Here is a 23,314-nt window from a genome sequence, read left to right as displayed (position 1 = left end):
CTCCTGGAAGGGCTTTAGCCCCAGCTACTCTTTGACCGCCCCGGTCATTGAGGACACGTAATAATCGACAAAGAATGAGTAGAGGATCACGACGGGCAGCGAGCCAAACAGCGCACCTGCCATCAGCGAACCCCACTCGAAAACGTCTCCTCGCACCAGTTCCGTCAGGACACCGACCGGGACAGTCTTGTTCTCCGAGGACTGGATAAAGGTCAGCGCATAGATGAACTCATTCCACGACAAAGTGAAGGCGAAAATACCCGCAGAGATCAGCCCTGGCACTGCCAGCGGCAATATGACCCTGACGAGGATTTGCCAGCGCGATGCACCATCGACGAGCGCGCTTTCTTCCAGTTCGAACGGGATTGAACGGAAGTACCCCATCAGCAGCCATGTGCAGAACGGAATGAGGAATGTCGGGTAGGTAAAAATCAGCGCGAGCTTGCTGTCATAGATACCGAACTTGAAGACGATCACAGCCAGCGGAATGAACAGGATCGAAGGCGGCACGAGATAGGCAAGGAAGATCAGAAGTCCGACGGAACGCGAACCCTTGAAACGGATGCGCTCGATGGCATAGGCGGCGAAAACCGAGGCTGCGAGCGACAGGACGGTGGCGCAGACCGATACGACAAGCGTGTTCCACAGCCAGCCGGGATAGGAGGTCTCGAACAGCAGATATTTGATATGGTCGAGAGTTGGACCCACCACCCAGAAGGGACTGTAATTGTTATAATCCGTTAGCTGTGAATTTGGTTTCACCGCCGTAATCGCCATCCAGTAGAACGGGAACAGCAGGACAATGATGAATACGGCAAGCGGCAAATAAAGCACGACAATGCGCCGCGGCAACCGGTTGAGATAGCTCATGCCCTGCGCATCGTCGGTCAGGGTCTGTGTGTTTGTCTGTTCGGAAATGCTCATGATCATTCTCCCCTATCAATCCTGTCCGCCCTGTTGCCATTTCCGGCGCTGAAGGCCGAAGAACGAGAACAGGATCGAGGCAAGGAGGAACGGGATCATGGCAACGGCAATTGCCGCGCCTTCGCCGAGCTGCCCGCCGGGAATACCGCGCTGGAACGAAAGTGTGGCCATGAGGTGGGTCGCATTCACCGGCCCGCCCTTGGTCAGCACATAGATCAGCTGGAAATCGGTGAAGGTAAAGAGCACCGAGAAAGTCATCACCACGGCGATAATCGGGGTGAGCATCGGCAAGGTGATGAAGCGGAAACGCTGCCAGCCGGTTGCACCATCAAGCGAGGCGGCCTCATGCAATGATTGCGGTATGGTCTGAAGGCCCGCAAGCAGCGAGATGGCGACGAAGGGGATGCCGCGCCAGACATTGGCGGCAATCACCGAAGCACGTGCATTGTTGGGATCACCGAGGAAATTGATGGGCGTGTCGATCAGGCCGAGTTTGATCAGCGACCAGGAAAGGATCGAAAACTGCGCATCGTAGATCCACCAGAAGGCAAGCGCCGACAGTACGGTCGGAACAACCCACGGCAGGAGGATAATGGCGCGAAAGAATGATTTGAATGGCAGGTTCTCGTTGAGGATCAGCGCCAGCCATAGGCCCAGCCCAAATTTCAAGACAGAGGCAATGAAGGTGTAGAGAACCGTATTATAGACGGCCATCCAGAAAACGGAATCGCTGGCCAATGCCTTGTAATTATCAAGGCCGATGAAGACGCCGTCCCGCCCGATCTTGGCATCGGTGAAACCAAGCCAGACACCAAGCCCGAGTGGGTAGGTCAAAAAGCACAACAGGAAGACGGCAGCCGGCAGGAGGAACATGAAACCAAGAAAGGTATTGTTCCGGGTAAGGGCGACAAGCGCCGAAGGTGGTTTGGTTGTCGCCGTCATGAAGAGCACCCCCCTCTGTCCTGTCGGACATCTCCCCCACAAGGGGGGAGATCAGCCTTCAGTATCGCCTTTGCGAAACTTGAAAGGTTTCCGGTTGTGCAAAGGCGTTTATGCCAATGTGATCTCCCCCCTTGTGGGGGAGATGCCCGACAGGGCAGAGGGGGGTGAGAAACTCCCCCCTTCACGTTCAATCCTGTGATCATCATCCTGCCGGTCTCCACCTCTAGCTAAACGTTGTAGTAACGGTTGGCGCGTTTTTCGGCTTGGGCGATGGCGTCCTCAGGCGTCATCTGAGCCGTCACGGCGGTGGCATACATGTCGACGAGCACGTAGTCGGCCATCACACCTGCAGAGGCTGTTCCGAGCGGTCCGGCATAGCCGTTTGGCCGCAGGCTTCCCGAAGCCTTGGCATAGGCTTCATGGATGGGGTTGGATTTCCAGACGGGATTGGCAGCAAATTCCTTCAACGGCTGGCAGCAATAGGCGCTGGCGCCCTCGATCCACGCATTCATATTGTCAGCCTGATACATGAACTGCAGATAGGCCTTGGCCGCTTCCGGGAACTTCGTGTGTTTGAAGATGGAGAGCGTCGACGCCTGATGCAGCTCTACCGATTGGCCGATAGGTCCGATGGGCAGGTTGACCGAGCGCATATCCTCGGCGATGGCCGCCATTGATGGATCTTTCTTCGCCGCATAATAGACAGACACGCCGTTAGCGGTCAGCGAGACCTGACCGGCGAGGAAAGCGCGGTTGTTGTTGACGTCCTGCCAGCTTTCCGTGCCGGGAATGAACGTCTTGTAGAGTTCCTGTGCATATTTGACCGAAGCGAGCGTTTCAGGGCTGTTGATGACAACCTTGCCACTCTCGTCGACCATCTTGCCACCATGGCTCCAGAGCAGCCAATGCGCATAATTGTTGCCGTCACCCACAGCCTTGCCGTGCGGGAAGCCCGCCGGTGTACCCTTGGCATGCAAAGCCTTGCAAAGCTCAAGGAAGCCAGCTGTATCCTTCGGGAATTCGCTGAAGCCAGCGGCCTTCATGTGGCTATCGCGATAGACGATGGCATTGCCGATAGCGCAAAGCGGTAGGGCAATGAATTTGCCGTCGCGCTTGGCATAGCCCTCAAGGCCGGGATACCAGCCGCCATGCGCGCCGCCGAGATAGGTGCCAAGCTCTGTTACATCAAGCAGTTTGTCAGGATATTGCTGCGGATCATCGAACCAGCTCATCACCATATCAGGGCCGGAGCCGACATTGGCAGCAACAGCCGCTTTCGGTCGTACGTCCTCCCAGCTTTCCTTGTCGATGCGCACCTCAACGCCGGTGGCGTCGGAAAATTTCTTGGTATTGGCAAGCCAGGCAGCTTCTTCGGCAGGTACAAACGGTACCCAGCGGAGCAGACGCAGTTTAGCACCGGCTTCGGGTTTGTACGTGGGGGCGGCCTGCGCAAAGGCAGGGGTAAGACCGAACCGGTTCAATCCGGCTGCGGCCACTAGTCCGGCAGAAGCGCCGAGAAGATGTCGTCTGTTGATGGTCATGGATGCTCCTCCTTTGGGTTTCACAGGCATGTCCGGAACGTCTCCCGCTTCCGGCTCATGCTTTTCGGGGGCTTTATGACTGGCACTGCTCCCCGATTGGCAGGTGCCGTTTGGTAAATTTCAGACCAGCCGCTTGCCGGTCTCTGCGTCGAAAAGATATGTGGCCTCCGCATGGATCGACAGGCCGACGGTTTCACCGGGCTTGGCATTGATGCGCTGGTGGAACACACCGGTAACCAGATCGCCGCCAACCCGCATGATCATTTGCGTTTCAGAACCTGTCGGCTCGATGACCACAACTTCGGCCGGAATGCCGCCAGCAGCAATTGTCATGTGTTCGGGCCGCAGGCCATAGATCAGCGCGCGCCCTTTCGCGCTCTCCGGCGCCTTTGCAACGGGCAGTTCGATGCCATTATTGGTTTTGAACTTCAAATTACTGTCTTGATCGAGCGTACCCTTGATCATGTTCATGGCGGGCGAGCCGATGAAGCTGGCGACAAACAGATTGGCCGGCTGGTCATAGAGTTCCAGCGGTGCGCCGATCTGTTCGACAATCCCGTCATGCATGACCACGATCTTGTCAGCCATGGTCATGGCTTCGATCTGATCGTGAGTCACATAGACGGTAGTCGTCTTCAGCCGCTGGTGCAGTTCCTTGATCTCAGCCCGCATGGCGACACGCAATTTCGCATCGAGGTTGGAGAGCGGTTCGTCAAACAGGAACACCTGAGGGTCACGCACAATGGCGCGGCCCATGGCAACGCGCTGACGCTGACCGCCGGATAACTGCCGGGGGAAGCGGTCGAGCAGATGAGTAAGCCCCAGTATCTCCGCTGCCGGTTTTACACGCTTGTCGATCTCGGCTTTGGAAGCACCCTTTAGTGTCAACGAGAAGGCCATATTGTCGGCGACAGTCATGTGCGGATAGAGCGCATAATTCTGGAACACCATGGCAATGTCGCGTTCCTTTGGTGCAAGGCCGTTGACCACCTGGCCGCCGATACGGATTTCACCGGCGGAAATGTTCTCAAGCCCCGCCAGCATGCGCAGAAGCGTGGACTTGCCGCAGCCCGATGGCCCAACCAGAATGACGAACTCGCCATCGGCGATCTCGATATCAACGCCCTTGATAACCGGATGCGTCCCGAATGATTTTCTTACATTGGCGAATTCGACTGATGCCATGCCAGTTCCTCCCTATTGTTTTATCGAACGGTGCTTCTCCCAAAACGCCGCCTTGAATTGCTATCCACGCCCGACCAGCGGCATTTTTGTTGCCATGACCGTCAGCGACAGCACGTTGGCTTCCAGCGGCAGACCCGCCATATAGACAACAGCATCGCCGATATAATGCGCAGGTATCGTCGGTTCGCTCGCGGTTTCGCCATTGGCCTGCAAAACGCCACCGGCCATTCGCGATGTCATTTCGGTGGTGGCATTGCCGATGTCGATCTGGCCGCAGGCAATGTCGAAGGGCCGCCCATCCAGTGCTGTGGATTTGGTCAGGCCGGTTATGGCGTGCTTCGTTGCCGTATAGGGTGCAGAATTCGGACGCGGTGTCGTCGCGGAAATCGAACCATTATTGATGATGCGCCCGCCGCGCGGTGTCTGCGCCTTCATCAGTTTCAATGCCTGTTGTGTACACAGGAACGCGCCTGTCAGATTGGCGCCCAGAATGGCGTTCCACTGTTCGAACGTCACCTCTTCTATGGCAACATTCGGCACATTGATACCAGCATTGTTGATAAGAAGGTCGAGCCGTCCGAAATCGGCTTTGATTGCATCGAAAAGCGCCGTTACGGATTTAGGATCGCTGACATCGGCGGCGATAGTTTTGACCGTGCCTTTGGTTTCGGCAGCCAATGTTTTCGCCGCCTCATCAAGCACCTCTTTGCGCCGACCGGTAATGACAACGGTCCAGCCAACAGCGAGCAGCGCTGTTGAAATCGCCTTGCCAACGCCCGTACCGCCTCCGGTGACGAGCGCGATCTTGCCTTTGCCTGAATCCTGATAATTGGTCATATGTTTCCGCCCAGTTCGTCTTCAATATGCGCCTTGATGATGTCGTCAAAAACTGTCTCTGCCTTGAAGCCGAGTGCTGCCGCGCGCCGTGTGTCGAAATCTGTCGCCCACCCCGCAACAATCTTCTGGATCGTGGGATCAGGTTCGTGCCGGATCAGTTTGACAGCCTTTTCGCCTGCCACACGCTTCAAGGCAGCAATCTCTTCACCGACGAGAGCCGAAAGGCCGGGCATGGAAAGGTTGCGGCGCGGCCCGACCTTTTCCAGATCGAGCGTCGCCGCATGCACAAAGAAACCGACAGCCGAGCGCGGGCTGGCGAACCAGTGACGCACGTTCTCGTCTACGGGCAGAATTGCCTCTTGTCCCGCAAGTGGCTCGCGCAGAATGTTGGAGAAGAAACCGGATGCGGCCTTGTTGGGCTTGCCGGGGCGAATACAGATGGTAGGCAGGCGGATGCCGATACCATCGAAAAAGCCGCGGCGGCTGTAATCCGACAGGAGCAGTTCGGAAATCGCCTTCTGCGTGCCGTAACTTGTGAGCGGAGTCGTGAAAAACTCATCGCCGATCTTATCGGGAAACGGCGTGCCAAACACGGCGATCGACGAGGCAAAAATCACACGCGGACGATAGGTTGCCTTGGCGCTTTCCAGCCGGATTGCCTCGAATAGTGAGCGCGTGCCATCCAGATTGACCTTGTAGCCCTTCTCGAAATCCGCTTCCGCTTCGCCGGAAACAATAGCGGCAAGGTGGAAGATCAGATCAGGACGGCTGGCGATCAGCTGTTCCGCGACACCCGGATCAGAAAGGTCAGCGGCTCTGGATGTGGAAATGCCTGCCAGTACGGCGGGTGCTGCCGGTTCGATCACATCGACGAGTGTCAGCTTGTCAATACCACCGCCAAGGATGCCATCTTCGGCCGCAATTCTATCAAGCAGTTTGCGGCCCACCATGCCAGCAGCGCCAATGACCAGTACATGCATATGCAATCAACCTCTTTGTCGTGCGGGCTTCAGCCCTCATTGTTCAAACAGCAGTGACTTCAGTCTGTTGGGGTGCTGGAGCCGGAAGCTCCAGTCCGGTAATGTTGGCATAAAGCCGTGCCACGGATGCATCATCATCCCGCCCCATACCCGACGCCGAAGTCATCAGGAATAATTGGAGAGCCGCGCTTGCCACCGGCAGGGGAAACTTTTGCTGGCGGCCGATATCCGAGACAATACCCAAATCCTTGGTGAAAATATCGACAGCGCTTTTTGGTGAATAATCACCGGCGAGCACATGCGGAATGCGGTTCTCGAACATCCAGGAATTTCCTGCGGATTTCGAGATCACCTCGAACACTTTACTGATGTCGAGATCGAGCCGCTTGGCAAAGGTAATCGCCTCGCAGGCAGCCGCAATATGCACACCGGCAAGCAACTGGTTGACGATCTTGAAGGAAGAGCCAATCCCGGCCTCATTGCCAAGTTCGTAGACAGTCTCGGCCATGGCGTCGAGGGCGGGGCGGGCGGCTTGGAACGCATCAGCAGAACCGGAGGCCATGACAGTCAGACGACCATCACCGGCCTTTGCCGCACCGCCGCTGATGGGCGCGTCGAGATAAAGCACCTGATGTTCGGCTGCGCGGGCAGCAAAATCCTTGGCGTCCGTGGGGGAAAGCGTTGCGGATGATATGATGACGCTGCCCGGTTTCAACGCATGGATTGCGCCGTTTTCTCCGAACAGGACAGTTTTTGTCTGCTCTGCATTGACGACAACCACCGCAACAATATCGGCATCCACTGCTGCAAGTGCGGGTGTTGCGGCGATTTTACCGCCAGCGGCGGCAAGCGTCTGCAAGGAAGCCGGATTGACATCACAACCGACAACAATATGTCCGGCACGCAGCGCCGAGCGCGCCATGCCAAGGCCCATCGAGCCAAGACCTATCACTGCAATCCTTGCTGCTGAACTCAAAAACTATCCTCCCGATAGGTTCATTCGCCTGCCCCTTTGATGGGTTTATGACAGCGCTAACATAAACTTTTGCACACTCACTAGCGTTCATCAAGTGATTTATGGTAGCGCTATCATTATTCTGCACAATCCCACCGGGATCATGATATGCCACGCAAACGCAACGCGCACCGGAACCCCGACACACCGACATTGGCGGATGTGGCGCGCCTTGCAGGTGTCAGCGACATCACCGCCTCGCGGGTGGTGCGCAGCAAGGGGCCTATCGCCGATGCAACCCGAGCCAGGGTTCTCGCTGCCATTGCCGAACTTGGCTATATCCCGAACCGCGCTGCAGGCAGCCTTGCCTCGTCGGCATCCACTCTGATGAGTGTGCTTCTGCCTTCGCTGTCCAACATTGTGTTTCCCGATGTGCTGCGCGGCATTCACACGGCTCTGACCGAGACGGCATTTCAGCCGGTCATTGGTGTTACCGATTATGACCCGATGATCGAAGAGCGTATTCTTCTTTCCTTTCTGGCGTGGCAACCGGCGGCGGTGATCCTTGCGGGGCTGCACCACACGGCGACAGCGCGGCGCCATCTGGAGCATGGGCGGTTCCGTGTTGCCGAACTCATGGATATCGACGGTGATCCGGTCGATATTGCCGTGGGCATGTCACACTGGCAGGCAGGCTATGATACCGGAAAGCATCTGGTTCAGCGTGGTTACAGACGCTTTGGCTATGTTGGTCATACCATTGCCGGGGATGACCGCGCCCGCGCCCGTTACAATGGCTTGCGAGCAGCACTGAAAGACGCTGGCCTGTTGTTGATTGCCGAGGAGCGTGTTCTGGGACCAAGCTCGACCATGGCTGGCCGTCATCTGCTGGAAACAATTCTGCGCAAGGCAGTTGGTCTTGATGTGGTTGTATTTCCAAATGACGACATGGCGATGGGTGGCATCTTCCATTGCATCCATGCGGGTATCACACCAAAGGAGCAGCTGGGCATTTTCGGCTTCAACGGTCTTGATATTGGGCAGGCAATGCCGATGCCATTGTCGACGATCCTTTCCAAACGCTTTCTGATCGGCAAGACTGCGGCGGAGAAACTTCTGGAAAGCCGCGAACGTCCGGCGGAAAAGACCATTATCAATACCGGCTATGACATCATAGAAGGAGCGACCGCATGACCGCGATCCTGTCAGAACAGACCAGACTGCGCGATGAGATCGTTTCGGTCGGTGCGTCTCTGTTCAATCGTGGTCTTACATCGGGTTCAACAGGCAATATCAGTGCTCGGCTTTCGAACGGCGAATTGCTGATGACACCCACCAATGTTTCGCTGGGCATACTTGATCCCGCGCGGCTCTCCCGCTTCACCGCCGCAGGCGTGCATGTCGATGGTGATAAGCCGACGAAGGAAGCCTTCCTGCATCGCTGCATGTATTGCGAACAGGCGCAGGCCAATGCGGTGGTGCATCTTCACTCCACCCATTCGGTGGCGGTCAGTATCCTTGCTCACCTTAATCCGAACGACGTATTGCCGCCCCTGACTGCCTATTACGTCATGCGCATCGGTGTCCTGCCTCTTGTTCCCTACTATCCACCCGGCGATGAGGCACTGGCCCTTGCCGTAAGCGAGAAGGCCAAAGAACATCATGCGGTTCTTCTCGCCAACCACGGACCGGTTGTAGCTGGAAAGACGCTGCAGGATGCGCAATATGCTATTGAGGAACTGGAAGAGACGGCCAAGCTCTTCCTGCTTCTGCATGGCCATCGAATCCGTCCACTCACATCAGATCAGGTCGCCGCGCTCAAACGGATTTGACGGCTTTCAAGGATTGCAGGCCGAGGCCCATAACCGCCAGAAGCACACAGGCAATACCGATGATCTGGTTTCGGCTGACGGGCTCTGCGAGCAATATAACAGCGAAAAGTACAGCCGAGACAGGTGCCACGGCGGTAAAGAGCGAGGCTTCGGCACCGCTAACCCGCGCGGCGCCTGCGTACCAGAGAAGAAAGCCGCCCACCGTCGGGACGATGGCATAATAGATCACCGCCCAAAATGAAGCAGTGCTCATCCCGCCCGCCAACGGCGTCTCGAAGACAGCTGGTACGACGGCCACAGCCAGTCCAAGACCGGTCATCAGGGTCGAGAGGGCCAATGGTGGAATGGGTGTCCTGAGGCGTTTGTTGAGCAGGATAAACAGACCCTCGCAGATAACGGCGGCAAAGATCAGGGCATTACCAACAAGCGAATGCATTCCGTTTTCTCCCGGTCGAAAGGCGATGGAAACCACACCTGCTGTCGCCAACACAATGGCAATGAGGGTAAAGCGATGCGGCCGTTCACCCAGAATGAGAATAGCAATGGCCGCTGATACAACGGGCAATGTCCCGATAATCACACCGGCATCCGTTGCCGATGTCAGTTTCAGGCCTGATATCAAGAGGGTTGTGTAGCCAACGCTGCCCGCACCTGCCTGCAGCACAAGTAATATCCAGGTAGATCGATCAAGCTTGGGCCATGTTGCTCCGGTCATCCGCATGAGCATCAGGAACACGGGGAAAGCAATCGCAAAACGAAGGGCAGTTGCAGTAAAGGGCGGCAAACCCGCCGCGATGATTTTGCTGGCAATCACGGTACTTCCCACGAGCACCATGGCCAGCGCCAAAAAAACATAACCCTGAACCTGCTTCGACATGCGCCATCCTCTCCATGTTGGAAAGGCGCATAGAGCCTTATCGCGGATGGATCGTCTTGAACGAAATTGCAGGCGATAAAAAGGATCAGATTATTGCCGCAGCATAGGCGCCGGGCGATACGCCGTATTTGCGCACGAAGGTTCTTGTCATATGGCTTTGGTCGGCAAAGCCGCTGGCAATGGCTGCTTCTGCAAGCGAGGATCCCTCCGCAATCATCCGGCGTGCAAGATCAATCCGGCGCTGCGTCAGATAGGCGTGGGGCGTCAGGCCCGTGGCACGGGTAAAACCGCGCAGCACTTGAAAGCGACTCAGCCCGGTTTCTTCCGCCAAATCGGCTAACGTCACCGGAAGCGTCGGCTGATCATCGATCAGGTTCCGGGCGCGACGAATGGCTTTTGGTATTGCCTGAAACAGGAGCGGGTCATCTATTTCGCGAAACACGCCTGCCAATAGCTCAAGCAGCAGTTCTTCGCGATGAAGGGCGGATGCGGTGGTTCGGTCATCGGTCATTACAGTAAAAAGCTGTTCGAATGCACTTGCCAAACGTACGTCACGGATGACTGGTCGGGGGAACTCATCCCTCTCCTTGGCCACCTCATTAATCACATGCGGATCGAAGTAGAGCATCTTCCAGGAGCGTCCGTCATCGCCGATTGGCGTTCCGTCATGCACCTCGCCGGGATTGACGGTAATCACATCACCAGAACCAGCCTCCACCATGCCGCGGCCGCTAAGGGACTTTTGCGCACCCTGATGAATGACGCCGATGCCATACTGCTCATGCGTGTGGCGTGGAAAACTGTGTTTCGTTGCAGCCGCGACGGCATCAATGCCTGCGACGCTACACCGAAAGATCTTGAACTGGCCCTTTTCCATCGGATACATCTACCATCGGACTTGTATTGTCACAAATCCTGACGAGCTTGCCGCATTTCGCCTCAAGTGCGCATAGACGAAATTCTGAGGTAATAGCCATCCGGGTCGGCAAGGCGGAAATCTCTAAGTCCCCATGGCCGTTCGCCCAGTTCACTGACATCAGGCCAACCGCTGGCAGTCACCTTCTCAAAGGCCGCGTCGATATCGGCAACACTCAGCACGATTTCGATACCGCGTCCCAGTCGCTCTCCAGCGTGCGCCTGTATCGGATGATCGTCACCCAACAGTTTGCGATCATTGAGCGATATCAGCGCGTCGCCGTTGCTCAGGCTGGTGTAACCGCTCGCTTGTTCAGCGCGCACTTCAAAGCCGAGCACGCCAGTGAAGAAATCGCGTGATCGCTGGAGATCATCGACAAAAAGCTCGAGAAGCAGTTGCACAGGGATACCTCATTTGCTGCATTTGTATGATGATTAAAGCGAACAGGGATTGACGTTGATCGTCAAGGTGAATCAGCATAGCCGTCTTGGCGGGGCGTTGATCCGGAAATGATACCGTCGTCCAACAAGGCGCAGGCAGATTCCCGGTCTTAGTGAAAGAAGCAAACGCGTGGCAAAACCAAAGAATGTAGTTGTGGTTGGTGCTGGAATTATCGGCGCCTCCATTGCCTGGCATCTGGCGCGGCAGGGTGCTGCTGTAACAGTTGTCGCTGAGAAAAGTGGCGGTGTGGCCACGCCTGCTTCCTTCGCATGGATCAATGCCAGCTGGGGTAATCCTGAATTCTATTTCCGCTTTCGTCGTTACGCGATGGAGGGATGGCAGCGTCTGGCAAAAGAACTGCCTGATATCGGGGTCAATTGGTGCGGCAGTATTTGCTGGGATATGTCGCTCGAGGACATGGAAACCTATACGACGCAGTATGGGCGTTGGGGGTATGGTATCAGGCGCATCAATCGCGACGATGTTGCAGCGCTGGAGCCTTATCTTTCTCAGGTGCCCGCCATTGCGCTGCGCATTGCTGAAGAAGGGGTGGTCGAACCTGTCGCGGCTGCTCAACGCATGTTGGCGGGCGCGCAGGCGCGTGGAGCGCGATTGCTTTATGGAGCAAATGCCCAAGGGCTTCTACAGGAAGGCAACAGAATTACCGGGGTCGCCACAACATTTGGCGCATTGCAAGCCGATCATGTGGTGCTTGCAGCGGGAGCAGGGGCGGCTGTGCTGGCAAAAACAGCGGGCGTTACGCTCCCCGTCGAGACGCCGCCGGGGCTGATCGTGCATTCCAGACCCACGGAAAAACGGCTGAATGGCCTCGTCCTCGCGCCGGAACTGCATATGCGGCAGACGGCGGAAGGCCGGATCATTGCGGGTGCCGATTTCGGTGGACGTGACCCCGGCGAAGACCAGCAGGCAGCGGCGGACCGGCTCTTTACCAAACTGAGAACAATGCTGAAGGGCGCTGATGATCTGGCGCTGGATTTTTTTACGGTCGGCTATCGGCCAACCCCAAAAGACGGGTTTCCAATCATCGGCAAGGCTGAAACCCATGAAGGGCTTTCTGTTGCCGTCATGCATTCTGGCGTTACACTTGCTCCCGCCGTTGGCTTGCTCCTTTCCAGAGAAATCCTGTCAGACAAGCCCGAGGAAAGGCTCACGCCTTTCCGGCTTTCAAGATTTGGCTGACAAGGTGTGATAACGGCTTATAAGTCGCTTTCATTGGTGCCTTACGTATCCAACAGCCAGAGCTTCAATCGTCGCTCATTGCATGATCAGACCGCCATCAACGGCATATTGGCTGCCGGTGACGTAGGATGCATCGTCTGACAGCAGAAACAGCGCGACCGCAGCGGCTTCTTCGGCTGTTCCGACACGGGCAAGCGCCAGATGTCCGACCACATCCGCCTCAAATTTCCTACGGAAATCATCAGCCATGAAATTGCGAAAATTGGTTTCGATCGGTCCGGGAACAACCACATTAACGCGTATCTGTCTTTCGCCAAGGGCAGAAGCCCAGGAGCGCGCCATGGCAATCATCGCCCCCTTGGTGGCCGCGTAAGTGCTGGCAATTGGCGCGCCCTCATAGGTCGCAGTCGATGAGGTCAGAACAACCGAGGAACCTTTGTTCAAATAACTGGAAAGTTTGGCAAGCTGAAGCACCGGACCGCGCACATTGGCATTCATCATGCGATCGAAGAACGCAGCGTCAATGTCCTCGATTGCTGCCACTGCGGCATAACCTGCATTGAGCCAAAGCCCGTCGAGGCTTCCCAATTCACGCACCTTTTCAGCAAGCGCATCGGCAGCAACAGGGTCTCCGGCGTCATTGCGCAAAATCAGCGCCCCCGGCAGCGCCTGCTTTGTTTCGTCGAGATGTTCCTTGCTCATGCCGGTGACAATCACCTGACCGCCTTCCGCTACAATGCGCCTGGCACCGGCAAGTCCCATGCCGCTGGTGCCGCCCGTGATGAGAATTCGCTTTCCCGAAAATCGACCCATGATCCACCTTTTAAAGATTGAAGAGCTAGATTGTACAATCTCACTTCGTAATGAAGCTCAGAATGCGGTAATTTCTGAAGGGGTTGTTTAGGAAAGGTGGTATAATGCGTGGAAATGAGCATGCTGAATTGCGGGCGTTCGCCGCCATCGTCGAGCACGGCAGTTTTGCGCGCGCCGCTGCCCATCTTGGTGTATCGGCCTCTGCCCTTAGCCAGACAATCCGCAACATGGAGGAACGTCTCGGCATCCGTTTACTGCATCGAACAACGCGCAGCGTCCGGCCGAGTGAAGCCGGCGAGAAATTCTTGATACGACTTCTTCCTGCACTGACAGCGCTCGATACAGCCGTTGCGGAACTGGTGGCTGCAAAAGATGTTCCCTCAGGTACATTGCGGATCAACACAATGCGTCTGGCCGCCATCCACTATCTTGCGCCGTTGGTTGGTCCGTTCCTTGCGGCCTTTCCCGATATTGTCATGGATATTGTGGTCGATGAACGTCTGGTGGATATCGTTGCTGAGGGCTTCGATGCGGGCGTCAGGCTCGGCGAAAAGCTGGAGATGGACATGATCGCGGTCAGGTTGAGCGCTGATCAGGAAATGATGGTCGTGGCGACCCCTGATTATCTGGAGCGGTTCGGAACGCCGCTGACGCCGCGCGATCTCTTGCAGCACCGGTGTCTGAATTATCGCTGGCCCACGGATGGCAGCCTGTATCGCTGGGAGTTCGAGCGCGGCGATGAGAAATTACAGATTGCGGTCAATGGCCCATTGATGGTGAACGAGCCCGGAATGACACCTCGCATTGTCGCCGACGGGGTGGGTATTGGCTATCTCTTCGCTCATGATATCAGGGATCTGGTCGCCAGCGGCAAACTGGTCCAACTGTTGCAGGAGTGGACGCCAACATTCCCCGGATTCTATCTTTATTATCCAAGCCGCCGTCAGATGGCTCCTGCTCTGCGCGCCTTTCTGGATTTCGTAGCCGACCGCCCTATGAATTGACTTTCCGGAACCATTCAAGTCGGCACACGTTTCTTTGCAGGCTTCGACGGCAATTTCAGAGAGCCGGGCCGTAACGAAACAAGGACATATCATGAAAAAACTGATTCTGATGGCCGCTGCCATTTCGATGGCTTTTGGTGCAACTGCTTACGCAGCGCCTCATCATAAGAGCAAACAGCAGGCTCACACCGCGAGCGGCCCCAAGACGCGTCTCGGTACCCTGTCCTGCGCGGTTGATGGCGGCGTCGGAATGCTCATAGGTTCAAGTAAGGCGGTGCAATGCAAGTTCACGCGGACCAATGGTTCCGTTGATAAATATACCGGGCGTATCGGCAAGCTGGGGGTGGATATCGGCATCACCAAGAAATCCTACCTGCAGTGGATTGTTTACACAGCCGCCGGTAACCGGGCAGGCGACGGTGCCCTTGCGGGCAATTACGTGGGTGTGACGGCTGGTGCCTCCATCGGCGTTGGATTAGGCGCTAATGCTCTTGTTGGCGGAACGTCGAAGAATTTTGGCCTCCAACCTTTCAGCGCCGAAGCGACCCAGGGCCTCAACGTTGCTGCCGGTGCAACGCAGTTGTCGCTGCGTTCCACCCGCTAGTAACGGCTTTCTGACCGCCGGTTTCCGGCGGTCAGATCACTGTATTCGTTTAATCATCCGATGCGCGGAACGGAATGAGGGCGCGAACGCGCGGATCGCGCAGATAGAGCCCGCCCCAGACCATGAGGCCGAGATACACGCCGAACAGCAAATGGCTGAACAGTGGGTTGCCGACACGCAATTGTGTGGCAATGGCTCCCCCAAGATAACCAGTCAGCAAAATGGCACCGAGAATTGAGGTGCGCGGAATGGCGTAAAGCACCGTGCAGATCATCAGCAGAATACCCAGCCCGCGTCCCATGGCTGCTGTGTCGGGATAACCCAGTTCCGCCAAAGATTTGAGCACGATATCGAACGGTACCAGCTTGATGCCAAAGTCGAAAATCAGAAATGCGATAACAAGGCCACTGAGAATCCAGCCTCCCCATAATGCCTTGTTCGAGATCACTGTTGCCTGTCCTGTCGTTTCCATAATCATGTCCCCTGTAAGTCCGGCACCCCTTGTGCCTGATGATTGTTGCTAGGACGAACCGGAATCACCGATACCGACACAGTTGTCAGAAAATTTTCTGCCTGTCGTTTGCAAGTTGAAAATCAGCCCACCACAAAACGCAAGAATTGCCGCCCGCCGTTGACGTCCAAGACCATTCAAATATCCGGTATTTAAGCCAGCTTCGTTTTTCGCTGATTGACATATGTTCATTTTCGTTTTCGTATAGCGTGCAGAAAAACGAAAATGAAAGCTACGTCCATGTTCCTGCCGCCCAGACACGCCGAAATTCTGGAAATGGCCAAAGAACATGGCCGCGTGCTGGTGGATGATCTTGCCGTTCATTTCAACGTTACACCCCAGACCATCCGTAAGGATCTGAATGATCTGTGTGATCAGCGGCTTCTGAGCCGCATCCATGGGGGTGCGCTGTTTCCTTCGGGCATCCAGAATCTTGAATATGAGGCACGACGTCTGATTGCAGCCAGCGAGAAGGAAGCCATTGGCCGCGCCGCCGCTGCCCTTATCCCTGATAATGCCTCGCTGTTCGTTAATATCGGGACGACGACCGAGGCGGTGGGGCAGGCGTTGCTGGATCGCAAAGGCTTGATGGTTATTACGAATAATATCAATGTTGCCAATCGGTTACGTGTTTACCCCGATATTGAGGTGGTCATCGCGGGCGGGGTTGTGCGTGGGTCAGACGGCGGAATTGTGGGTGAGGCTGCAGTGGATTTCATCCGCCAGTTCAAAGTGGATTTCGCTGTCATCGGTACGTCCGCAATCGATCATGACGGGGCGTTGCTCGATTTCGATTTCCGCGAGGTCAAGGTGGCGCAGGCGATTATGGCCAATGCCCGGCATGTGATTCTGGTTTCTGATTCCACCAAATTCGAGCGGACAGCGCCGGTCCGTATGGGGCATCTGTCGCAGGTCAACACCTTCATCACAGACCGATGCGAAAGCGAAGCCATCCGCGCTATTTGTGCGGAAGCGGACGTCAGGCTGATCGAAACTTCGGTCTGATCTGCCTCTTGTGTCGTCGGGTGATGCGCGTTATAGTTCCTTTTAGTTTCGTATTGCTTTCGTAATTAATCCATATCTCTTTCGCAATTGCGAGGAAATGGTGCGTTGCGAAATGGGGAGCATGGGCATTGGCAACGGACAAGATCTACGACGTCTTCGTGATCGGCGGCGGCATCAATGGATGCGGCATTGCCCGGGATGCGGTTGGCCGTGGCTATTCCGTTTTCCTCGCAGAGATGAATGATCTGGCCAGTGGCACGTCATCCGGTTCCACCAAGCTTATTCATGGCGGTCTGCGATATCTCGAATATTACGAGTTCCGTCTGGTCCGTGAATCGCTGATGGAGCGCGAGGTGCTGTGGGCTGCTGCGCCGCACATTATCTGGCCGATGCGCTTTGTCCTGCCGCACCATGCGGGGCTGCGCCCGGCCTGGCTGCTTCGCCTCGGTCTGTTTCTTTATGATCACATTGGCGGCCGCAAGAAACTGCCTGCGACCCGCACCCTTGATATGACCCGCGATCCGGCAGCCAAGCCACTGAAGTCACTCTATACCAAGGCTTTTGAATATTCCGATTGCTGGGTCAATGATGCGCGCTTCGTTGCGCTGAATGCCCGTGATGCCGCCGATCGCGGTGCTGTCATTCATACGCGTTCGAAGGTTATATCAGCGCATCGTGACGCTGATAGCTGGACATTGACAGTTCAGGATATGCTGACGGGTGCTACCGAAGAGGTTCGCTCGCGCCTTGTTGTCAATGCGGCTGGCCCTTGGGTTGATGAAGTTCTGACTGGAGTCGTGGGCATTAATGATGCCCATAATGTCCGCCTTGTTCAGGGCAGCCATATCGTTGTGCGCAAGAAGTTTGACGATCCCCGCGCCTATTTCTTCCAGAACACCGATGGCCGTATCATCTTTGCCATTCCCTATGAGCAGGATTTCACGCTCATCGGCACGACGGATCAGGATTATCACGGCAATCCGGCCGAGGTGAAAATCACTGATGCCGAGATTGATTATCTCTGCGCTGCCGCCAGCGAATATTTCGTAGAGCCGGTGAAGCGCGACGATGTGGTCTGGACCTATTCCGGCGTGCGTCCCCTCTATGATGACGGCGCATCGAAGGCACAGGAAGCCACCCGCGATTACGTTTTGAAAACGGATGCGCCAGATGGCAAGGCACCGCTTCTCAATATATTCGGCGGCAAGATCACCACATATCGCCGGTTGTCCGAACACATGCTGGAAAAGATCGAAGAACAGATCGGCAAGAAGGGTAAGCCCTGGACGGCCACCGGAACGCTTCCGGGCGGTGACTTTCCGGCAACTGCATTCGACACCGAATTGCAAAAGCTGAAGGCGGATTATCCGTTCCTAGATGCGCGTCATGCTCGTCGCCTGTTCCGGCTTTATGGCACCAAGGCGCGTATTCTATTGGGCAAAGCGACGTCATTGGCTGATCTTGGCCAGCTTTTCGGTGCGGATTTGTACGAGGCCGAAGTGCGCTACCAGATCGCGCATGAGTGGGCGGTCAATGCACAGGATGTGCTCTGGCGCCGGACGAAAATGGGATTGCATCTTTCCGCCGACGAAGCTGCTGCGCTCGACCGTTTCATGGACGGCGCAGTTGATCGGCGGGGCAAGGTGGCGGCTGAATAGACATTGCACTGCTCCGGCAGGGTAATGAAGTGATTGGGAAGGCGGGACAAAGAGGCAGGAGGCCTTTTGCCCCAGGGAGGATTGAGATGCTGGAACTGCGGAATGTGTCCAAGGTGGTGGGTGGTAAAACCCATCTCGACAATATTTCGCTTGAGCTTCAACACGCCACGCTGAATGTTCTGCTGGGACCGACCCTATCAGGGAAAACCAGTCTCATGCGCATCATGGCGGGTCTTGATGTTCCAACCTCAGGCTCCATCTGGTTCGATGGCAAGGATGTCACCGGCGTTCCCGTGCAAAAGCGCTCGGTCGCCATGGTCTATCAGCAGTTCATCAATTATCCGGCCTTCACTGTTTATGAGAACATTGCTTCGCCCATGCGCGTTGCCGGTGTCGACAAGGCAACGATTGACCGGGAAGTGCGCAAAGCTGCTGAGCTTCTCAAGCTGACACCCTATCTTGACCGTACGCCGCTTAGCCTTTCGGGCGGGCAGCAGCAGCGCACCGCATTGGCTCGTGCCATCGTCAAAAATGCCAAGCTTGTGCTGCTTGATGAGCCGCTTGCCAATCTCGATTACAAGCTGCGCGAAGAGTTGCGGCAGGAACTACCGAAGATTTTTGCCGAAGCCGGTACGATCTTTGTCTATGCGACCACGGAGCCGCACGAGGCGCTGCTTCTCGGCGGCAACACGGCGACGCTCTCAGAAGGCCGTATCACCCAGTTTGGCCCGACCATCGATGTATTCCGTAAACCGGATGATCTGATCACCGCACAGACTTTTGCCGATCCGCCGCTCAATACCATTGCACTTGCCAAGATCGGCAAGGCATTCCAGCTGGAAGGCGGTGTGGCCATGCCGGTTCCGTCCAATCTCGGCGAGATTGCCGATGGCACCTATACGGTTGGGTTCCAGCCGCACCATGTGGGAACCAGCCGGCGCAATGCCGATGAAATTGCGCTCAAGGCCATCGTCACCGCTACGGAGATCACCGGTTCTGAAAGCTTTGTGCACCTGTCCTTTGCCGATGCACGCTGGACCATGCTGACCCACGGCATCCACATCTACACACCCGATGAAGTCATCGATATCTTCATCGATCCGCGCAACCTGATGATCTTCGACGCGAGTGGGCAATCTGTTACCCGTCGCCAGAAGCTGGCGGCATAGGGGAAAATCATGGCGCGCATTGATCTCAACCATATTCGCCACGCCTATGGTCCCAATCCGAAGTCGGATAAGGACTATGCCTTGCGTGAGGTGCATCATTCCTGGGAGGATGGCGGTGCCTATGCGCTGCTCGGCCCTTCAGGCTGTGGCAAGACCACACTGCTCAACATCATTTCCGGCCTGATCCATCCATCGCACGGCCAATTGCTGTTCAACGGGCAGGATGTGACCAACCTGTCGACGCAGGAACGCAATATTGCGCAGGTCTTCCAGTTCCCTGTTATTTACGACACCATGACGGTTTACGACAATCTGGCCTTTCCGCTGCGCAATCGCGGCGTGCCGGAGGCCGAGATTGACCGCAAGGTGCGCGAGACGCTGGAGATGATCGATCTCGCCAGCTGGACCAACAAGAAGGCACGCGGCCTCACGGCTGACCAGAAACAGAAGATTTCGCTGGGACGCGGTCTTGTGCGTTCCGACGTCAATGCCATTCTGTTTGACGAACCTTTGACAGTTATCGACCCGCACATGAAATGGGTGTTGCGCTCGCAGCTGAAGCAGTTGCATCAGCGTTTTGGCTACACCATGGTTTACGTTACCCACGATCAGACCGAGGCGCTCACCTTCGCCCAGAAAGTTGTCGTCATGTATGACGGTGAGATCGTGCAGATCGGCACACCGGAAGAGCTGTTTGAGCGGCCAAAACATACATTCGTCGGCTATTTCATCGGCTCGCCCGGCATGAATGTCATGCCGGTTCAACTGGCCGGTGATACCGCGCAGGTGGGTAGCCACAAGATTGCATTGCCATCACCGGCTATGCCTGCGGACGCCAAGAAGATCGAACTCGGTATCCGCCCTGAATATATCAGGCTCGGCCGCGAGGGCATGCCTGTCACCATCGCCAAGGTCGAGGATATTGGTCGCCACAAGATCGTGCGTACCAAGCTGGAAAATCAGGACATCGCGGTCATCGTTGCTGAGGGCGAATCCATTCCTGCCGATCCGCATATTGCATTCGATCCGAAGGGCATCAACATCTACGCCGATTCCTGGCGCGTCGGGGGAAACTGAACCATGGAAAAAACATGGAACAACAAAGCATGGTTCATGGTTCTGCCCATGCTTCTGCTTGTGGCTTTTTCAGCCGTCATCCCGCTGATGACCGTGGTCAACTATTCGGTGCAGGATACGTTCGGCAACAACCAGTTCTTCTGGGCCGGTACAGAATGGTTCACGGAAATCCTGCAGTCAGAGCGCTTTCACTCGGCGCTTTTCCGCAATCTGGTATTCTCATTTATTATTCTCGCCATTGAGATTCCGCTTGGCATCATCATTGCGCTGAATATGCCGCGCAAGGGTCTTGGTGTTCCGGTATGTCTCGTGCTGATGGCGCTGCCGTTGCTCATTCCGTGGAATGTGGTTGGCACGATCTGGCAGGTGTTTGGCCGCGTTGATATTGGTCTTCTCGGTCATACGCTTGAAAGCCTCGGGATCAACTACAACTACGTGCAAAACCCGCTGCATGCGTGGTTCACGGTCATCCTGATGGATGTCTGGCACTGGACAAGTCTTGTCGTGCTGCTTTGCTATGCCGGTCTTGTCTCGATCCCCGATGCTTTCTATCAGGCTGCGAAGATTGATGGCGCATCGCGCTGGGCCGTGTTCCGTTACATCCAGCTGCCAAAGATGAACCGCGTTCTGCTGATCGCCGTGCTTCTGCGCTTTATGGACAGCTTCATGATCTATACCGAGCCATTCGTGGTAACGGGCGGCGGTCCAGGCAACTCCACCACGTTCCTGTCCATCGATCTTGTAAAAATTGCTATTGGCCAGTTCGATCTTGGACCGGCAGCGGCCATGTCCATTGTCTACTTCCTGATCATTCTTCTTCTGTCATGGGTCTTCTATACGATCATGACCAACTATGATGCGGAGCGCTGATATGAGCGTGCAAAACGAAACACTCGCCCGCACGGCAACGGCCAGCCCCGAACAGGCAAAGATTGACAAGGCATTGGCGCGCAAGATGCGCAAGCGCGGCGATGAATCCAAATTCTGGTGGCTGATACCAACGATCTATATCATCTTCCTGCTGCTGCCGATCTATTGGCTCGTCAATATGAGCTTCAAGACCAATCAGGAGATTCTCAACAGTTTCACCCTGTGGCCACAGAACCCGACACTGAACAATTACGCCATCATCTTCACCGATCCGGCATGGTATCGCGGCTACATCAATTCCATCATCTACGTGGTGATGAACATGGTGATTTCAGTGCTGGTGGCGCTTCCTGCGGCCTATGCCTTCTCGCGTTATCGTTTCCTTGGCGACAAGCATCTGTTCTTCTGGCTGCTCACCAATCGCATGGCACCGCCAGCGGTGTTTGCCCTGCCATTCTTCCAGCTCTATTCCGCCTTCGGATTGATCGACACGCATATCGCCGTTGCGTTGGCCCACTGTCTGTTTAACGTGCCGCTCGCTGTCTGGATTCTGGAAGGTTTCATGTCGGGCGTGCCGAAAGAAATCGATGAAACAGCCTATATTGACGGCTATTCCTTCCCACGCTTTTTCGTGAAGATTTTTATCCCGATGATCGCGAGCGGTATCGGTGTGGCAGCCTTCTTCTGCTTCATGTTCTCATGGGTGGAACTGCTGATTGCCCGCACCCTGACCACAACAGATGCCAAGCCAATCGCAGCAACCATGACCCGCACTGTTTCCGCATCGGGCATGGACTGGGGTCTTCTAGCGGCGGCAGGTGTATTGACCCTGATCCCCGGCGCTATCGTTATCTATTTCGTGCGCAATTATATCGCCAAGGGCTTTGCCCTGGGGAGGGTGTGATGAATGCTGGAAACTCGATCGAGTTGAGTGAATTGAAGGGGTTGACCAACAGGTTGTTCGACCTTCTCGAGCAAGCTCGTATTGAGCGGATTCCTGTGACACAGAATCAGTATTGGTCTGTTTTTGCTGCGGACGCGTTTGCCCTTGATGGCCCACCAAGCCCCACGATGGGTGACGTGTGGGATGATTGGGAGGACCTGCGTTCAGAGGTTGCGGGTCAAATACCAGAGACAACAACCATTTTTTGGCATGCTTTTGATCATCTATCCGGATTGATGAAGGCGGTGGCTTACGCTGATCTGCAAGGTAGTTTCATCGCGGCGAGGGACTTGTCATGAACCCTTTCTGGACGATTTACATATTTGTGACGACGTTGCTGCTTAGCACGACTATGCAGCAATATGCCCTGCGCAAGATCACGGCGAAGTGTTCCGCCCGGGAGAGCGTGTAATGGCAGAACTCAAGAGTATTCCAATCGTCGAGTTGCAGGAAGCGACCGCGAAGCTGTTCGCTTCCCTTATCGCGCAGGGTGTTTCGGAAATACCGCTTGAGAAGGAACAGTATTGGCGGGTGTACTTCCATGATGTCTTTAACGACGAGAAGCCTGAACCCGTTCAATCCAGTGTGGGAGAGGATTGGGACGATTTGAAAGCCGAACTCAATGACCCCTCCGGCATTGCCCACTGGCATGCCTTTCACCATCTGGCAGGGCTGATGAAAACCGTGGCCTATGCAGATTTGCGCGGAGCGCTTGTCGCTCCGGCTTCAAGGAAAATATCATGAACTTCTCGTGGATGGCATGGACGCTGCCGACAGCGCTGTTCTTCCTGACAATTCTGGCACTGCTGATCGGCATGGCCGTGTGGGAATATGTCTCTCCCGGTGGCAATCCGCGTGTTGGCATCCTGCGCTTTGAAACCACGCGCGGCGACCGCCTGTTTGTGTCGTTGCTTGGCAGCGCATTCATTCATCTCGCCTGGCTGGGGCTGGTTGGTCCCAACCTGTGGTGGGCTTTGGCTCTCTCCGTGGTCTACGCCGTCGGCGTATTCCGCTTCGTGTAGGAAATGAT

26 protein-coding genes are annotated in these 23,314 nt (G+C 55.8%); 14 read left to right on the top strand and 12 right to left on the bottom strand.

Features of this window, described 5'->3' with window-relative positions; translation table 11 throughout:
- Positions 1 to 24: 24 nt before the first annotated feature.
- From BLU05_RS08015 to ltnD, 7 genes are all read right to left on the bottom strand, one after another.
- Positions 25 to 924 carry a carbohydrate ABC transporter permease gene (locus tag BLU05_RS08015; RefSeq protein ID WP_091879109.1) on the bottom strand — a complete coding sequence of 300 codons (900 nt, stop codon included), beginning with the start codon at positions 922 to 924 and terminating at the stop codon, positions 25 to 27.
- Positions 925 to 939: 15 nt separating this feature from the next.
- A complete protein-coding gene (locus tag BLU05_RS08010) occupies positions 940 to 1,866 on the bottom strand; it encodes a carbohydrate ABC transporter permease (RefSeq protein ID WP_091879107.1) in 927 nt (308 codons plus the stop codon).
- 227 nt (positions 1,867 to 2,093) lie between these two features.
- Positions 2,094 to 3,407 (bottom strand): ABC transporter substrate-binding protein, encoded by a 1,314-nt coding sequence (locus BLU05_RS08000; protein ID WP_091879104.1) that lies wholly within the window; start codon positions 3,405 to 3,407, stop codon positions 2,094 to 2,096.
- Between the two features lie 120 nt (positions 3,408 to 3,527).
- Positions 3,528 to 4,592 carry an ABC transporter ATP-binding protein gene (ugpC, locus tag BLU05_RS07995; protein ID WP_091879102.1) on the bottom strand — a complete coding sequence of 355 codons (1,065 nt, stop codon included), beginning with the start codon at positions 4,590 to 4,592 and terminating at the stop codon, positions 3,528 to 3,530.
- A gap of 60 nt (positions 4,593 to 4,652) precedes the next feature.
- Entirely contained in the window at positions 4,653 to 5,429 is a 777-nt protein-coding gene (locus BLU05_RS07990) for an SDR family oxidoreductase (protein ID WP_091879101.1), read from the bottom strand.
- Positions 5,426 to 6,409 carry a D-erythronate dehydrogenase gene (gene denD / locus BLU05_RS07985; protein ID WP_091879099.1) on the bottom strand — a complete coding sequence of 328 codons (984 nt, stop codon included), beginning with the start codon at positions 6,407 to 6,409 and terminating at the stop codon, positions 5,426 to 5,428. The genes BLU05_RS07990 and denD overlap by 4 nt, the downstream gene beginning before the upstream one ends.
- Positions 6,410 to 6,452: 43 nt before the next feature.
- Positions 6,453 to 7,385: an L-threonate dehydrogenase gene (gene ltnD / locus BLU05_RS07980; RefSeq protein ID WP_091879098.1), complete on the bottom strand. Its 933-nt coding sequence runs from the start codon at positions 7,383 to 7,385 to the stop codon at positions 6,453 to 6,455.
- Positions 7,386 to 7,532: 147 nt separating this feature from the next.
- On the opposite strand from ltnD, the gene BLU05_RS07975 reads away from it, so the two are divergent.
- Both BLU05_RS07975 and otnC read left to right on the top strand, forming a co-directional pair.
- Positions 7,533 to 8,558 carry a LacI family DNA-binding transcriptional regulator gene (locus tag BLU05_RS07975; protein ID WP_091879096.1) on the top strand — a complete coding sequence of 342 codons (1,026 nt, stop codon included), beginning with the start codon at positions 7,533 to 7,535 and terminating at the stop codon, positions 8,556 to 8,558.
- Positions 8,555 to 9,196 carry a 3-oxo-tetronate 4-phosphate decarboxylase gene (otnC, locus tag BLU05_RS07970; RefSeq protein ID WP_091879094.1) on the top strand — a complete coding sequence of 214 codons (642 nt, stop codon included), beginning with the start codon at positions 8,555 to 8,557 and terminating at the stop codon, positions 9,194 to 9,196. Before BLU05_RS07975 ends, otnC begins: the two co-directional genes overlap by 4 nt.
- On the opposite strand, the gene BLU05_RS07965 is transcribed toward otnC, so the two are convergent.
- The 3 genes from BLU05_RS07965 to BLU05_RS07955 form a co-directional block, all read right to left on the bottom strand.
- Positions 9,183 to 10,073 (bottom strand): DMT family transporter, encoded by an 891-nt coding sequence (locus BLU05_RS07965; RefSeq protein WP_091879092.1) that lies wholly within the window; start codon positions 10,071 to 10,073, stop codon positions 9,183 to 9,185. The two genes, otnC and BLU05_RS07965, sit on opposite strands and share 14 nt — an antisense overlap.
- Before the next feature lie 85 nt (positions 10,074 to 10,158).
- Positions 10,159 to 10,950: a helix-turn-helix transcriptional regulator gene (locus BLU05_RS07960; RefSeq protein ID WP_091880159.1), complete on the bottom strand. Its 792-nt coding sequence runs from the start codon at positions 10,948 to 10,950 to the stop codon at positions 10,159 to 10,161.
- A 62-nt stretch (positions 10,951 to 11,012) separates the two neighbouring features.
- Complete coding sequence (locus BLU05_RS07955) at positions 11,013 to 11,390, bottom strand: VOC family protein (RefSeq protein ID WP_091879091.1); 378 nt, start codon at positions 11,388 to 11,390, stop codon at positions 11,013 to 11,015.
- Between the two features lie 169 nt (positions 11,391 to 11,559).
- Between BLU05_RS07955 and BLU05_RS07950 the strand changes: the two genes are divergently transcribed.
- Positions 11,560 to 12,630 (top strand): NAD(P)/FAD-dependent oxidoreductase, encoded by a 1,071-nt coding sequence (locus tag BLU05_RS07950; RefSeq protein WP_091879090.1) that lies wholly within the window; start codon positions 11,560 to 11,562, stop codon positions 12,628 to 12,630.
- Between the two features lie 75 nt (positions 12,631 to 12,705).
- Here the strand turns inward: BLU05_RS07950 and BLU05_RS07945 are convergent, their stop codons facing one another.
- On the bottom strand, positions 12,706 to 13,443 hold the full coding sequence (locus BLU05_RS07945) for an SDR family oxidoreductase (RefSeq protein WP_091879088.1): 738 nt from the start codon (positions 13,441 to 13,443) through the stop codon (positions 12,706 to 12,708).
- Between the two features lie 104 nt (positions 13,444 to 13,547).
- Between BLU05_RS07945 and BLU05_RS07940 the strand changes: the two genes are divergently transcribed.
- Together BLU05_RS07940 and BLU05_RS07935 are read left to right on the top strand one after the other, a co-directional pair.
- Entirely contained in the window at positions 13,548 to 14,447 is a 900-nt protein-coding gene (locus tag BLU05_RS07940) for a LysR family transcriptional regulator (protein WP_091879086.1), read from the top strand.
- A 91-nt stretch (positions 14,448 to 14,538) separates the two neighbouring features.
- Positions 14,539 to 15,051, top strand: a complete 513-nt coding sequence (locus BLU05_RS07935; RefSeq protein WP_091879085.1) for a DUF992 domain-containing protein — start codon at positions 14,539 to 14,541, stop codon at positions 15,049 to 15,051.
- A gap of 49 nt (positions 15,052 to 15,100) precedes the next feature.
- Here the strand turns inward: BLU05_RS07935 and BLU05_RS07930 are convergent, their stop codons facing one another.
- Positions 15,101 to 15,523, bottom strand: a complete 423-nt coding sequence (locus BLU05_RS07930) for a DoxX family protein (protein WP_091880158.1) — start codon at positions 15,521 to 15,523, stop codon at positions 15,101 to 15,103.
- 279 nt (positions 15,524 to 15,802) lie between these two features.
- On the opposite strand from BLU05_RS07930, the gene BLU05_RS07925 reads away from it, so the two are divergent.
- The 9 genes from BLU05_RS07925 to BLU05_RS07885 all read left to right on the top strand — a co-directional run bounded on the left by BLU05_RS07925 (position 15,803) and on the right by BLU05_RS07885 (position 23,306).
- Positions 15,803 to 16,567, top strand: coding sequence for a DeoR/GlpR family DNA-binding transcription regulator (locus BLU05_RS07925; protein WP_091879083.1), 765 nt, complete (start codon positions 15,803 to 15,805; stop codon positions 16,565 to 16,567).
- Between the two features lie 128 nt (positions 16,568 to 16,695).
- Positions 16,696 to 18,225, top strand: coding sequence for a glycerol-3-phosphate dehydrogenase (gene glpD / locus BLU05_RS07920; protein WP_091879082.1), 1,530 nt, complete (start codon positions 16,696 to 16,698; stop codon positions 18,223 to 18,225).
- Between the two features lie 86 nt (positions 18,226 to 18,311).
- Positions 18,312 to 19,394 carry an ABC transporter ATP-binding protein gene (locus tag BLU05_RS07915; RefSeq protein WP_091879080.1) on the top strand — a complete coding sequence of 361 codons (1,083 nt, stop codon included), beginning with the start codon at positions 18,312 to 18,314 and terminating at the stop codon, positions 19,392 to 19,394.
- Positions 19,395 to 19,403: 9 nt separating this feature from the next.
- Complete coding sequence (locus tag BLU05_RS07910; protein ID WP_091879079.1) at positions 19,404 to 20,471, top strand: ABC transporter ATP-binding protein; 1,068 nt, start codon at positions 19,404 to 19,406, stop codon at positions 20,469 to 20,471.
- 3 nt (positions 20,472 to 20,474) lie between these two features.
- Positions 20,475 to 21,341, top strand: a complete 867-nt coding sequence (locus BLU05_RS07905) for a carbohydrate ABC transporter permease (RefSeq protein WP_091879077.1) — start codon at positions 20,475 to 20,477, stop codon at positions 21,339 to 21,341.
- Positions 21,342 to 21,426: 85 nt separating this feature from the next.
- Positions 21,427 to 22,245, top strand: coding sequence for a carbohydrate ABC transporter permease (locus tag BLU05_RS07900; RefSeq protein ID WP_091880156.1), 819 nt, complete (start codon positions 21,427 to 21,429; stop codon positions 22,243 to 22,245).
- Positions 22,245 to 22,583, top strand: coding sequence for a hypothetical protein (locus BLU05_RS07895; RefSeq protein WP_091879076.1), 339 nt, complete (start codon positions 22,245 to 22,247; stop codon positions 22,581 to 22,583). The genes BLU05_RS07900 and BLU05_RS07895 overlap by 1 nt, the downstream gene beginning before the upstream one ends.
- Positions 22,584 to 22,695: 112 nt before the next feature.
- Positions 22,696 to 23,028 (top strand): hypothetical protein, encoded by a 333-nt coding sequence (locus tag BLU05_RS07890; RefSeq protein WP_091879074.1) that lies wholly within the window; start codon positions 22,696 to 22,698, stop codon positions 23,026 to 23,028.
- Entirely contained in the window at positions 23,025 to 23,306 is a 282-nt protein-coding gene (locus tag BLU05_RS07885; protein WP_091879073.1) for a DUF2160 domain-containing protein, read from the top strand. The genes BLU05_RS07890 and BLU05_RS07885 overlap by 4 nt, the downstream gene beginning before the upstream one ends.
- Positions 23,307 to 23,314: the final 8 nt, after the last annotated feature.

The organism is Phyllobacterium sp. OV277 (genome assembly GCF_900104355.1).
Classification (GTDB): domain Bacteria; phylum Pseudomonadota; class Alphaproteobacteria; order Rhizobiales; family Rhizobiaceae; genus Phyllobacterium.
Note: the sequence above shows the minus strand (reverse complement) of the source record. Positions and strands in the feature narration are given on the sequence as shown.